A 12,363-nucleotide genomic window follows, 5' to 3' on the forward strand; every position below is an offset into this window, starting at 1 on the left:
GCTGGGGACGGGGGGCTGGGCATCGCACTTGTCCGGCAGGGCTTATTCCTGCCGGACAGCTGTGCGCTGAACCGTTCCGAATGGCGGGCGAAGCCTTGTTGACGCTCAGGCGGCCGCCCGCTGCGCCGGTACGGGCAGCGGGACGCGGGCGGGGACGCCCGCGAGCTTCCACGCCGCATAGGCGGCGGCGTTCGTGCCGTGGCCCAGCACGGACGACTCGATGTTGTTGATGTCGTCGCATCGGGAGTGGTAGCAGGGGTCGTCACCGCTGGAGATGCCGCTCACCTGGATGCCGGCGCTCTTGAACGGGGCGTGGTCGGATCGTGCGCCGATATTGATCCCCCTGGTCGCGATGCCCTTGCCGCGGAAGTACTCGGTGAGCGTCGCGCCCAGGGACGCGGAGTCGGTGTAGACGCCCCAGGTCCGCGTGTTCTTCGCGCCCACCATGTCGAAGTTGAGATAGGACTTGATCTTCGTCCGCTCGGCGGCGGGCAGGTTGGCGACGTAGTGCTTCGAGCCGATCAGGCCGAGCTCCTCGGCGCCCCACCAGCCGAACCGCAGCCGCTTGGCCGGCCTGGCGTCGGCGCGGGCGACGGCGAGGGCGGTCTCCAGCACGGCGCTGGTGCCCGAACCGTTGTCGTTGATGCCGGCTCCGGCGGGCACGCTGTCAAGGTGCGCGCCGAGGAACACCACCTGGCTGGCGTCGCCGTGCGGCCATTCGGCGATCACGTTCCATCCGGTGGCGCCCTGGTAGGTGAAGGATTGCAGCGTGGTCTGGAAACCGGCCGCGTCCAGCTTGGCCTTCACATAGTCGGCGGAGGCGCGGAAGCCGGCCCTGCCGTGCGCTCGGTTGCCGCCGTTGGCGGTGGAGATGGACTGGAGCTGCTGGGCGTGCGCCATCGCATTGGCCGCCGGGATGTCCGGGGACTGGACCGCGACCACCGCGGGCTTCGGCGTGCCCTGCGCCAAGGCGCCGCTGGGGAGGCCCAGCAGCGCCGCGGCGAGGCCGATGCCGAGCGCGGTCGAGCCGAGGACGCTTCTGCGTTTCTTCGTGGGCATTGGTCATTCCCTCCTGCGGGAGCTCTGGCGCGTGCACGCCAGAGGGGGGATGATCGTGGACGGTATGCACAACAATAGGCATCGTAAATAGCAATGTATGACGAATTTTCGTTACAGCCATCCATTCCGGGGCACCCTGGAATCGAAGAATCTCCCCCGGCATGCGCGATATCGGGCCGGAAGTGCCTGTTCAACCGGCTACTTGAATGTGAATGAGCGCATTGAATTGGAACGTTCAAAACGGCGGCCGGGGTTTGGTGATCCTCACTTCTCTTCCGCGCCGGATGTGCCGGCACCGTCCCGCGCGGACGCTCCCGCGAACTCCCGCACCCCTCCCCCGGAGGGTCCGGCAGCCGTGCCGCCGGGCCGGCGCGCAGGCGCATGACGTCAACTCAATGCAGAGTGATGTCACCTCCGACTTGACGTGACGTCGCGATGGCGTCATAGTTGAGGCATGGATCTGATGCCGTACGTCGAGAACCTTCGCCGCGAGCTCGCCGTCGCCGCCGAGGCGGGGGGCCCGGACGCCCGTGCGCTGGCCGAGCGCCTCACCGGCGCCCTTGACTCGGCCGCCAGGCTCACCCTGCTGGAGGCGTTGTCGGCGGCGGCGGACGAGATCACCAGCGATCTCGCACCGGGCTCGGTCGAGGTGCGGCTGCGCGGCGGCGACCCGGCGTTCGTGGTGACGCCGCCGCAGCCGGTGGCCCCGGTGGGGCAGGCGGCCGGCGCGGGGGCCGAGACCGGCCGGGCGGCCGTGGCGCCGCCCGCCGCCGCGCATGCCGCGCCGCCGGCCGCGCCGCCGCCCTCCGATGAAGGCGGCACCGCGCGGATGACCCTGCGGCTGCCCGAGCACCTCAAGATGCGCGCGGAGGAGGCGGCCGCCCGGCAGGGGCTCTCGGTCAACGCCTGGCTGGTGCGCGCCATCTCCGCCGCGTTCGAGCCCGGCGCGGGGAGCCGTCCCGCCGACCGGCCGGAGCAGCCTCCGAGCGGGCGCGCCTACACCGGCTGGGTGCGCTGACAGCACCCGCTCGGCCCGTCATTCGTCGCCCGGCCCCGAGGCCGGGATATTTCCCAGGACCCACGAGGAGGGCTCCGCCATGCCTGCTTTCAAGACCCCCGAACCGATCACGACCGACATCGAGATCTACATCGGCCAGGTCCGCATCAACGCGAGCGACCGCGCCGACACGGTGGTGGAGGTGCGGCCGAGCGACCCGGCCTCCGAGACGAGCGTGCAGGCCGCCGAGCGGACGGTCGTCGAGTTCTCCGGCGGACGGCTGCTGGTCAGGGGCCCCAAGCCCAAGGCCCTGGGGTACCTGCGGAACTGGCGCGGCTCCATCGACGTGACCGTCGACCTGCCCGCCGCCTCCCGCGTCGAGGCCAGGGGCGCCGCGGACTTCATCACCACCGGCCCGCTCGGCGAGACCGTCGTGCACAGCTCGAACGGCGACCTGCGCTTCGAGGAGACCGGCCCGCTGGACGCCAAGACGTCCAACGGCCACATCGCCGTGGACCGGGTGACCGGATCCGCCGAGGCGACGACCTCCAACGGGACGGTCCGGATCGGGACCGTCGAGGGCACCGGCGTGGTCAAGTCCTCCAACGGCGACATCAACCTCGGCGAGGCGACCGGCGACCTGCGGCTGACGAGCGGCACCGGTGACGTCATCGTCGGCCGCGCGCTGGCCGGCCTCACCGCCAAGACCGCGTACGGCCGGATCCGGATCGGCGCGGTGGTGCACGGCACCGTCCACCTGGAGAACGGCTACGGCAAGGTCGACGTCGGCATCGCCGAGGGCACGGCCGCCTGGCTCGACCTGCACTCCAAGAACGGCGTGGTGCGCAACGCCCTGGCCGCCGCCGAAGGCCCCGACACCGCCGACACGGTCGTCGAGGTGCATGTGCACACCAACTACGGCGACATCGACATCCACCGCTCCTGACCCCCCCGGACCCCAGCAAGGAGACCTCTCATGAGCGACGCGATCACGGCCGAAGGGCTGGTCAAGAAATACGGTGAGGTGAAAGCCCTCGACGATCTGAGCTTCACCGTCCCGCAAGGCACGGTGCTGGCCCTGCTCGGCCCCAACGGCGCCGGGAAGACCACCACGGTCCGGGTGCTGACCACCCTGCTGAGCCCCGACGCCGGCCGCGCCACCGTCGCCGGATGCGATGTCGTGCGCGAGGCCCGGCGGCTGCGCGCTCACATCGGGCTGTCCGGGCAGTACGCCGCCGTCGACGAGCACCTCACCGGCGCCGAGAACCTGGAGATGGTCGGACGGCTGTACCACCTGGGCGGCAAGCGCAGCAAGGCCCGCGCCCGCGAGCTGATCGAACGTTTCGACCTCGTCGACGCCGCCGACCGGCCGGTGAAGGGCTATTCCGGCGGCATGCGCCGCCGCATCGACCTGGCCGGCGCGCTGGTCGCCGACCCGCCGGTGCTGTTCTTGGACGAGCCCACCACCGGCCTGGACCCGCGCGCCCGGACGCAGCTGTGGGACACCATCTCCGGGCTGGTCGCAGGCGGCACGACGCTGCTGCTGACCACGCAGTACATGGAGGAGGCCGACCGCCTGGCCGACCAGGTCATGGTGGTCGACCACGGCCGCGCCATCGCCCGCGGCACCGCCGACGAGCTCAAGGACCAGGTCGGCGGCAACCGCATCGAGCTGACCGTGGCCGACGCCGCCGAACTGGAGACCGCCCGCCAGACCCTGGCCTGGGTCGCCGTCGGCGCCATGCAGACCGCGCCCGAATCGCTGCGGATCACCGTCCCGGTCACCAACGGCCCGGAGGCGCTGCGCCAGGCCCTCGGCCGGCTCGCCGACGAGGGGGTCCGGGTCCGCGACGCCGGGCTGCGGCGCCCCACCCTCGACGACGTCTACCTCACCCTGACCGGACACCGGGCATCCGGCACCCCCGAATCCGGCACCCGCGCGTCCGGCGCCGGCGAGCAGGTCCAAGAGGCCACCCGATGAACGCCCTCACCATGCCCATCACCGACGGCTGGACGATCGCCCGCCGCAACACCCTGAAGATCAGGCGGTCACCGGAGCTGATCGTCAGCATCATCATGGTGCCGCTCGTGCTGGTGCTGCTGTTCGCCTACGTCTTCGGCAGCGTCATCGACGTCCCCGGCATGTCCTATAAGGAGTTCCTGCTCCCCGGCATCTTCGTCCAAGCCGTGATCATCGGTGCGCAGACCACCGGCTACGCGCTCACCCTGGACCTGCAGAAGGGCATCTTCGACCGGTTCCGCTCGCTGCCCATGGCGCCCTCGGCGGTCCTGATCGGCCAGACCGTCAGCGACCTGCTGATGAACCTCGCCGGCCTGATCGCCATGGCGGGCACGGGACTGATCGTCGGCTGGCGGGTGCACACCTCCCCGCTGGAGGCCGTGGGCGGATTCGCCCTGCTGCTGCTGTTCGCCTACGCCTTCTCCTGGTTCACCGCGACCGTCGCGCTGGCCCTGCGCACCCCGGAGAGCTTCAACAACATCGCGACGATGGTCTCCTTCCCGCTGATGTTCGTCTCCAATGCCTTCATCGACAGCTCCAAGCTGCCCACCCCGCTGCGGGTCGTCGCGGAATGGAACCCCGTCTCCACCTTCACCCAGGCCGCACGCGAGCTATTCGGCAACACCAGCACCGCCATGAAGACCTCCGACGCCTGGCCCATCCAGCACCCCGTCCCGGCGTCGCTGCTCTGGATCGCCGTCATCCTGGTCGTGTTCATCCCGCTGGCCACCCGCCTATACAAGAAGGCCGTCACCGCCTGACCACCGGCACAACGCCGAAAGGCGCCCCTCCGGCCGACCCGCGCCGGAGGGGCGCCTTCGGCTACGCGGCGGCCGCGGTCGCGCCGTCCGCGTACTCTAAAGTAGGGCGCGACCACGTCTCAGACGGCGGCGCGGACCGTCCCGGGGACCCGGGCAGCTGGAGAAAGTGACAGGGAGCGGGAGCGTGGGAAGCAAGAGCACGTCGCGTCCTGCGCGCAGGCCCACCCTCCTCGACGTCGGGCGCCTCGCGGGGACCTCGACGGCCGTCGTCAGCTACGTGCTCAACGGCGGGCCCCGTCCGGTCTCGCCCAAGACGCGGGTCAAGGTCGAAGAAGCCATCCAGATGCTCGGCTACCGGCGCAACCCTCTCGCCGGGGCCTTGAGCGGCGGCCGGTCCAACCTCATCGGCCTGCTGGTGCCCGACACCGCGAACGCCTTCTTCGGCGAGCTCTCGCGCTACATCGAGGCGGAGGGGCGTCGCCGGGGCCTGCTCACGCTGCTCGGCAACACCGGCTACCGCTCGACCCTCGGCGACGAGTACGGCGAGGCGTTCTCGGAGCTGCGCCCGCGCGGGATCTTCGTGACGACCGGCGAGGAGCCCCGGCAGGAGGACGAGACCCCCCGGGTCTACGTGCAGTGGGCCGCGCCCGACGCCGCCTCGCCGAGCGTGACCTTCAACGACTTCCAGGGCGCGAAGCTCGTCGTCGAGCACCTGATCTGGCACGGCTACGAGGACATCCTCTGCGTGGCCGGAGAGCTTGAGGCGGGCCCGGCGGTGGGCCGGGAGGGCGGCTGGCGCCGGGCGATGGAGGGTGCGGGCCTGCCCACGCGGGGCAGGCTCATCCGGGCCTCCTTCGACCGGGTCGACGCGGAGACGGTGGTGAGACCGGTCCTGGAGAGCGGGAACCGGCCCCGCGCGATCTACGCCACGACCGATGAGCAGGCACTGGTGACGATCCGCGCGGCGACGAGCCTGGGGCTGCGCGTACCGGACGACCTCGCGGTCGTGGGCTTCGACGGCATCCGTGAGGCACGGCTCGGAAGCACGCCGCTCACCACCGTCAGCCTCCCGCTGGAGGAGCTCGCGGTCCGCGCCTTCGACGTCCTGGAGGAGACCTTCTACGAGGGCGGGGCCCCGGGGGCGCCGGTGGTCCTGGACGGAACGCTCAGCATCGGCGTGACGTGCGGATGCGAGCACGGCACGGCCGCGGACGCCTCCCGGGTCGAAGCCGCCGCGGGCGGCTGATCGCCGCGGCGGCACTCCCTCATGCGCCGGCCCCGCCGCGTCAGCACACGGCGGGGCCGACGTCTTCGGCACGCGCTACGGCTTGGGCGTGTGCTCGTCTGATCCGTAGTTCGGGCTCAACGACAGGGCACTGAAACGGAACGGGCGGTCGACCCGGTTGAAGCCGAGCGGGCAGTGGCGGGTGCCCGCGGGGAGGTAGACGGCGCCGCTCGTCGTGATCGTGTGGCGAACGCCCTCGATGTCGAGGTAGATCTCCGCTCCGAGCTCGTCCACGTTGTCCGGGTCGTTGCCGTGCCAGATCAGGACCTCGTCATAGTCGTGCTCGTGCTCCTTCACCCACTGCACGGGCTCGGTGCACTCCCCGATCCACGTGTAGGTCAGATGGATCTTGCTCTGGGGCACCTCCTTCGATCTCATGAGGGCGAGCGCCGCGCCCACGTTGTCCGGTTCGACGATGTCGGCGGCGGCCCCCTCGTTGACGAGGTCGTCGATGCAGCTCTGCATCTTCCTCACGAACAGGTGCTCGTACGGACTGGTCATCGTCCTCTCCTCTTCCCTCTGGCTCTCCCTGGTGCGGTGAGGGTAGCAACGATCTAAGCGATTAGACAGACGGGAAAATCCACAGTGCAGGTTCTTGGAACACCCCTTCCCCCAGGCCAGGTGTCGACGTACTCTAGTGCGACGTTCGTCCGGGCTCAGGCGGGGGCAACCTGATCTAACGGATTAGAACCTGGACCATTCGCTCGGGACTGGAGTCACCCAGTGTTGCTTAGACCCCTACACTCCGGACCTGCCGCCGCGTCCGGCACGCCGGCCGGTCGTCTCTCCTTCAGGCTGCTCGGCGCCGCGACCGGCGCCGCTCTCACCGCGGGGGCGCTCGCGGGCTGCGCCCCCGCGGAACGGGCGGAGGGCAGCGGGAGCGGAACGCTCCGCATCGCCGCCGCCACCGACGCGGGCGAGAGCCTGAACCCCTACGTGGGCACCCAGAGCCCCACCCAGGAGCTCCGCAGCGCGCACCTGTACGAGGGCCTCACCCACCTCGACCCCACGGGGAAGGTGGAGTGGCGCCTCGCCACGGACATGACTCCGAACAAGGACCTCGACGAATGGACGATCAAACTCCGTCCGGGCGTCAGGTTCACCGACGGGAGCGAGTTCACCTCCGCCGACGTGGTGGCGAGCATCAAGTACCTGCGCGACCCCAAGCACGCCGCCCAGGGGCTGGCCTACATCGAGAAGGTCGACCCGGACGCCGTCAAGGCCGTGGACAAGCTGACCGTCCGGGTCGGCCTGAGCAAGCCCTTCGGCCCCTTCAAGGACATCTGGGCGAACGTCCTCCTCCCGATGACCAAGGCGGGCTCGGTGCCCGGGAAGCCGATCGGCACCGGGCCGTTCGCCGTCAAGACCTTCACGGCCGGACGGCAGACCAAGCTGGCGCGATTCGACGGCTACTGGGGGGACAAGCCCAAGCTCGGAGCCGTCGACATCATCGAGTACCAGAGCCAGCAGGCGCAGGCCAACGCCCTGCTGTCCGACCAGGTCGACGTCGCCTCGGGCGCGACCCCGACCATCGCGAAGTCGCTCGGCGGCAAGAACGACATCAAGCTGCTCGACAGCAAGGGCGATTTCACGCTGCGGATCGGCTTCAACACGACGGTGGCGCCCTTCAACGACGTGCGCGTGCGGCAGGCGCTGCGCCTCCTCGTCGACCGGCAGCAGGTCGTGTCCAACGCCTTCGGCGGATACGCGCGGGTGGCGAACGACCATGAGGGCGGAACGCCGCAATGTCCCGCCCCGGGCCTTCCCCAGCGCAAGCAGGACATCGAGCAGGCGAAGAAGCTCCTGGCCGAGGCGGGCCAGAGCAACCTGTCGTTCTCGATCACGACGGACGGGCTTCTGCCCGGCATGCGGGAACTGGCGCAGGTGTTCTCCGAGAACGCGGCGAAGGCGGGTGTGAAGGTCAACGTCAACGTCGTCACGGTCCCCGAGCTCCTTTCGAAATGGGGCAAGTGGCCGTCCTACATCGACTTCAACCCCTTCCCCTACCTGCCGACCGTGATCGGCAGCCTGCTGCCCGGACGCGTGGGAAATGCCATGCACTGGGACGACCCCGAATTCGTCAAGCTCGCCGACAAGCTGTTCCTGGCGACCGACCGGCAGCAGTGCTCGATCATGAACCAGATGCACAAGATCGAATACGAGGAGGGGGCGATGGTGACGCCCGCGTTCGTCAACGTCCTGCTGCCCTACCGCGGCAAGGTCCGCGGGCTGGTGACCGACGTGAACGGCCGCCCGCTGACCTTCCTGACGAACGTGACCGTCGGGAGCTGAGGTCGTCATGGCTCAACTGGCGGTGCGGGCACGCACTCTCCGCCGCGGTTCACCACCGAGCCCGAGGGCCGCGACGATCCGGTGGCTGGCGGGCCGGCTCGTCCTCGGCGCGGTCGTCCTGTTCCTGGTCTCGGTGCTGCTGTTCGTCGTGACGCAGGCGCTGCCGGGGGACGTGGCGCGGATCATCCTCGGCAAGGACGCGACGGCCGGGCAGGTGGCGGACCTCCGGCACCGGCTCAGGCTCGACCAGCCGCTCGTCGCCCAGTACTGGCATTGGCTCTCCGGCATGCTCACCGGGCAGATGGGGACCTCGCTCCAGAACGGCGAGCCCGTGGCCGACATCATCGGGCCGAGGATGTTCAATTCGTTCACCCTGGGCTTCGCCTCGATGGCGCTGATCCTCCCGCTCGCCGTGCTCGCCGGCGTCTTCACCGCCTACAAGCGCGACAGCGCACTGGACAAGACATTCGTGGCGGTGTCCTCGCTCTTCACGGCACTCCCCGCCTTCGTGGTGGGAATGCTGCTGATCGCGTTCTTCGCCACGTCGGTCCTCGGCGTGCTCCCGGGGGTCTCGACAATTCCGCCCGGAGACCTGCCGTGGTGGCATCCGGCGGCGCTCGTCCTTCCGATCACCACCCTCACGCTCATGGGGGTCATGTATCTCGGACGCCTGGTGCGCGCCTCTTTCATCGACGCGATGAACAGCGAGTACGTCCAGACGGCGATGCTGAAGGGGCTCAGCGGCCGCCGCATCCTGTTCCGGCACGCCCTTCCCAACGCGATCGCGGCGAGCCTTCCGGCGGCTAGCCTCGTCGCGGCGGTCACCATCACAGGCGTCGTCGTGGTCGAGTACGTCTACTCCTATCCGGGTCTCGGGACGGCGGTGGTCGGCGCCGTGAACTCCCGTGACCTGCCGGTGCTGCAGGCGTGCATCCTCATCCTCGCGACCGCGTACTACCTCTGCAATCTTCTCGCGGACGTCTTCGCGGTCATGAGCAGGTCGCGGTGAAGGAGCAAGCAGTGGCAACGAATCCGACACCCGCTCTTTCGCCGTCAGGGAATCCGGTGACCGGAGAGGCGACGTCTCCGGCCGCCGCGGTGCCGGGCGGAAAGGGCGGCCTTTCCGTGCTCGGCCGCGCCGTCCGCACCGGGCAGGCCCGGCTCGGCCTCGCTCTTCTCGCGGTGGTCGGGCTCCTGATCGTGTTCGGGCGCTTCTTCGCCCGCCATGCGCCGGACGCCATTGTCGGACGGCCTTTGGAGGATCCGAGCGGGAAGTTCCCCTTGGGGACCGACATTCTCGGCCGCGACGTCCTGAGCCGCCTGCTCTACGGGGGCCTCACCCTTTCGTGGATGGCGATCCTCGCCGCGTGCCTCGGCGTGTTCCTCGGCTGCCTCGTCGGCCTCACCGCCGCCTACCGGGGCGGGGCCGTCGACACGCTGCTCATGCGCGCGATGGACGTCCTGCTGAGCTTCCCCGAGATCATCTTCGTGCTGCTGTTCGTGTCCATGCTCGGCCGCAGCACGCTGCTGACCTCGGTGCTCGTCGGCGTGGCGTTCGTGCCCGGGGTCTCCCGCGTGATGCGCGGAGCGGCCCTCCCGGTGATCGGCAGCGAGTACGTGCTGTGGGCGAAGGCGAACGGGCTGCCGCCGTCGCGGATCCTCGTCCGGGAGGTCCTGCCCGGCGTGACCTCGCCGCTGATGGTGGAGGCCGGGATGCGGCTCGTCTGGGCGGTCGCGGCGATCGCCTCGCTGAGCTATCTCGGGTTCGGCATCGCGCCGCCGGCGGCGGACTGGGGCCTGATGGTCGGTGAGAACCAGGACGGCCTTCCGGTCGCTCCCCTTCCGGTCCTGGCACCGATCGCGCTCATTCTCATGATGGCGCTCGGAGGCAATCTCATCGCCGAATCCATCGCCCGGACGGTCGGCCGCACGGAAGGGAAGAGCTGAGATGGCGAAAGAGGTGGAGGTCTCGGGCGTCACCGTGACGGTCGACGCCACGGGGAACGACATCGTCCGGGACGTCTCGTTCGAGCTCGGCCGCGGCGAGGTCATGGGCGTGGTCGGCGAGTCGGGCTCCGGCAAGAGCACTCTCGCGCTCGCCCTCCTGGGGTTCGCGCGGAAGGGCGCGACCATCACCGGCGGACGGGTCGTCATCGACGGCGTCGACCTGCTCGCCCTGCCGGAAGGGCGGTTGCGCCGCGCCCGGGGAAGCAAGGTCGCCCACGTCTCGCAGGACCCGGCGACCGCGCTGAACCCGAGCCTGAGCCTGGCGACCCAGCTGACCGAGGGGCTGCGTTCGCCCAGGCGCGAGGCGCTGCCGCGCGTCCGCAAGCTACTCGAATCCGTGGGGCTGCCGAGCGACGACGCGTTCCTCAAGCGCCGCCCCCGCCAGCTCTCGGGCGGCCAGCAGCAGCGCGTCGCCATCGCGATGGCGGTCGCGGCCGGACCGCGGCTGATCGTGCTCGACGAGCCGACGACCGGGCTCGACGTCTCCACCCAGGCCCGCGTCCTGGAAATGGTGCGCGACCTCTGCGGTGAGCACGACATGGCGGCGATCTACGTCTCCCACGACCTCGCCGTCGTGGCCGACGTCGCCGACCACGTCACCGTCATGTACGGCGGCGAGGTGGTCGAGAGCGGCACCGACCAGGACGTTCTCGTCCGCGCCGCCCACCCCTACACCCGCGCCCTGCTGGCCGCCGTTCCGTCCGCGACCCACCGGCACCGGCTCGTCCCCATCCCCGGGCGCGCCCCCGGCGTCGACGAACACCGGCGGGGATGCGTCTTCGCACCGCGCTGCGACTACGCCGTGGCCGAATGCCGGACGACCCGTCCCGAGCTCATATCCGGGCCGACGGGGACGCTGACACGATGCCTGCGCACGGAGGAGGTAATACGGACACCCCGCGTCCTGCCGCGTTCGGCCGAGACGTATCCGGTCGCCGACGGAGGACAGGATGTGTTCTCGGTCTCCGGGCTGAACGCCGGCTACGGCGGCAGGCAGATCCTCTTCGACGTGTCCTTCGGCGTCGCCCGGGGCAGGTGCCTGGCCCTGGTCGGCGAGTCGGGCAGCGGAAAGACCACGACGGCGCGCTGCCTCGTGGGCCTGCACGAGGAGCAGGAGGGAGCCTTGGCCTTCGAGGGCCGGCCGGTCCCGGCCGCGGCGGGAAAGCGCGGCAAGGAGACCCTCCGGGAACTGCAGTACATCTTCCAGAACCCCTATGGCTCGCTCAATCCCCATCGCAGCGTGGAAAGCAGCCTGGTCGTGCCGCTCCAGCACTACTTCGGCGTGAAAGGACGCGAGGCCAGAAAGCGAGTGGGGGAAGCACTCGAACGCGTGGAGATACCCTCAGGGCTCGCCGGCCGCTACCCGGCGGAACTGTCCGGAGGCCAGCGCCAGCGCGTCGCGATCGCGCGCGCCCTCGTGTGCGAGCCGAAGCTCCTCATCTGCGACGAGGTGACGTCCGCCCTGGACGTGTCGGTGCAGGCGTCGGTGGTGGAACTGCTGCGCTCGCTCCTGGACGACGGCCTTTCGATGATCTTCGTCACCCACAATCTGGCGGTGGTGCGCAGCATCGCCGACAGCGTCGTCGTGCTGAGCCAAGGACGGGTCGTCGAGTCGGGCGCGACCGATTCGGTGCTCTCGGCGCCCGCGCACCCTTACACGCGGAGCCTTATCGCCGCCACGCTCGAAGTGCCCGACGCTGTTAAATGTGAATGAGAACAGAAAGGCATTAACATTGACCCGTCCGCTGCTGCGGAATTAGTCTGGCGATAGTTTTCCGGGCCCGTGAGGATCACCGCGACCGTGCCGGTCTCCCGGCGTGGTCTTCACCTTTCACCAAGTCCGGAAGGCTGCCATGACGAACGCTGGACGCACGGCGGGCGCGGCCCTGGGGGCCGCGCTCGTCCTGACCGCCAAGCTGCGCGGTCCCGGCCTGCGCGACAT

General features: G+C 70.0%; 11 protein-coding genes. 9 read left to right on the forward strand and 2 right to left on the reverse strand.

Features of this window, described 5'->3' with window-relative positions; all coding sequences use genetic code 11:
• Positions 1–105: 105 nt before the first annotated feature.
• The gene (locus tag E1298_RS35335) at positions 106–1,059 is read right to left on the reverse strand and encodes a M28 family peptidase (protein WP_131901140.1); all 954 of its coding nucleotides are present in this window, start codon (positions 1,057–1,059) and stop codon (positions 106–108) included.
• A 454-nt stretch (positions 1,060–1,513) separates the two neighbouring features.
• On the opposite strand from E1298_RS35335, the gene E1298_RS35340 reads away from it, so the two are divergent.
• The 5 genes from E1298_RS35340 (at position 1,514) to E1298_RS35360 (ending at position 6,083) form a co-directional block, all read left to right on the forward strand.
• Positions 1,514–2,077: a toxin-antitoxin system HicB family antitoxin gene (locus tag E1298_RS35340; RefSeq protein ID WP_131901142.1), complete on the forward strand. Its 564-nt coding sequence runs from the start codon at positions 1,514–1,516 to the stop codon at positions 2,075–2,077.
• A gap of 79 nt (positions 2,078–2,156) precedes the next feature.
• Positions 2,157–3,002 (forward strand): DUF4097 family beta strand repeat-containing protein, encoded by an 846-nt coding sequence (locus E1298_RS35345; protein WP_131901144.1) that lies wholly within the window; start codon positions 2,157–2,159, stop codon positions 3,000–3,002.
• Between the two features lie 30 nt (positions 3,003–3,032).
• Positions 3,033–4,037, forward strand: coding sequence for an ATP-binding cassette domain-containing protein (locus E1298_RS35350; protein WP_131901146.1), 1,005 nt, complete (start codon positions 3,033–3,035; stop codon positions 4,035–4,037).
• On the forward strand, positions 4,034–4,837 hold the full coding sequence (locus tag E1298_RS35355) for an ABC transporter permease (protein ID WP_131901148.1): 804 nt from the start codon (positions 4,034–4,036) through the stop codon (positions 4,835–4,837). Before E1298_RS35350 ends, E1298_RS35355 begins: the two co-directional genes overlap by 4 nt.
• 184 nt (positions 4,838–5,021) lie before the next feature.
• Entirely contained in the window at positions 5,022–6,083 is a 1,062-nt protein-coding gene (locus tag E1298_RS35360) for a LacI family DNA-binding transcriptional regulator (protein ID WP_131901150.1), read from the forward strand.
• 75 nt (positions 6,084–6,158) lie between these two features.
• Here E1298_RS35360 and E1298_RS35365 read toward each other — a convergent pair whose 3' ends face one another.
• Complete coding sequence (locus tag E1298_RS35365; RefSeq protein ID WP_131901152.1) at positions 6,159–6,623, reverse strand: cupin domain-containing protein; 465 nt, start codon at positions 6,621–6,623, stop codon at positions 6,159–6,161.
• Positions 6,624–6,848: 225 nt separating this feature from the next.
• Here E1298_RS35365 and E1298_RS35370 point away from each other — a divergent pair, with 225 nt between their 5' ends.
• The 4 genes from E1298_RS35370 to E1298_RS35385 are packed head-to-tail and all read left to right on the forward strand — an operon-like array spanning position 6,849 to position 12,135.
• On the forward strand, positions 6,849–8,414 hold the full coding sequence (locus E1298_RS35370) for an ABC transporter substrate-binding protein (RefSeq protein WP_207945029.1): 1,566 nt from the start codon (positions 6,849–6,851) through the stop codon (positions 8,412–8,414).
• Between the two features lie 7 nt (positions 8,415–8,421).
• Positions 8,422–9,423, forward strand: coding sequence for an ABC transporter permease (locus tag E1298_RS35375; protein WP_131901154.1), 1,002 nt, complete (start codon positions 8,422–8,424; stop codon positions 9,421–9,423).
• Positions 9,424–9,479: 56 nt separating this feature from the next.
• On the forward strand, positions 9,480–10,361 hold the full coding sequence (locus tag E1298_RS35380) for an ABC transporter permease (RefSeq protein ID WP_243726006.1): 882 nt from the start codon (positions 9,480–9,482) through the stop codon (positions 10,359–10,361).
• Position 10,362: 1 nt separating this feature from the next.
• Positions 10,363–12,135, forward strand: a complete 1,773-nt coding sequence (locus E1298_RS35385; RefSeq protein WP_131901156.1) for a dipeptide ABC transporter ATP-binding protein — start codon at positions 10,363–10,365, stop codon at positions 12,133–12,135.
• The last annotated feature ends 228 nt before the right edge of the window (positions 12,136–12,363 follow it).

The sequence above is a fragment of the Actinomadura rubrisoli genome, assembly GCF_004349215.1.
Lineage (GTDB): Bacteria > Actinomycetota > Actinomycetes > Streptosporangiales > Streptosporangiaceae > Spirillospora > Spirillospora rubrisoli.

Excerpts from the sequence above, each read along its gene's own strand:
- E1298_RS35355 (WP_131901148.1), top strand. The coding sequence starts at position 4,034 with ATGAACGCCCTCACCATGCCCATCACCGACGGCTGGACGATCGCCCGC.
- E1298_RS35385 (WP_131901156.1), top strand. The coding sequence starts at position 10,363 with ATGGCGAAAGAGGTGGAGGTCTCGGGCGTCACCGTGACGGTCGACGCC.
- E1298_RS35350 (WP_131901146.1), top strand. The coding sequence starts at position 3,033 with ATGAGCGACGCGATCACGGCCGAAGGGCTGGTCAAGAAATACGGTGAG.
- E1298_RS35365 (WP_131901152.1), bottom strand. The coding sequence starts at position 6,623 with ATGACCAGTCCGTACGAGCACCTGTTCGTGAGGAAGATGCAGAGCTGC.
- E1298_RS35335 (WP_131901140.1), bottom strand. The coding sequence starts at position 1,059 with ATGCCCACGAAGAAACGCAGAAGCGTCCTCGGCTCGACCGCGCTCGGC.
- E1298_RS35345 (WP_131901144.1), top strand. The coding sequence starts at position 2,157 with ATGCCTGCTTTCAAGACCCCCGAACCGATCACGACCGACATCGAGATC.
- E1298_RS35340 (WP_131901142.1), top strand. The coding sequence starts at position 1,514 with ATGGATCTGATGCCGTACGTCGAGAACCTTCGCCGCGAGCTCGCCGTC.
- E1298_RS35375 (WP_131901154.1), top strand. The coding sequence starts at position 8,422 with ATGGCTCAACTGGCGGTGCGGGCACGCACTCTCCGCCGCGGTTCACCA.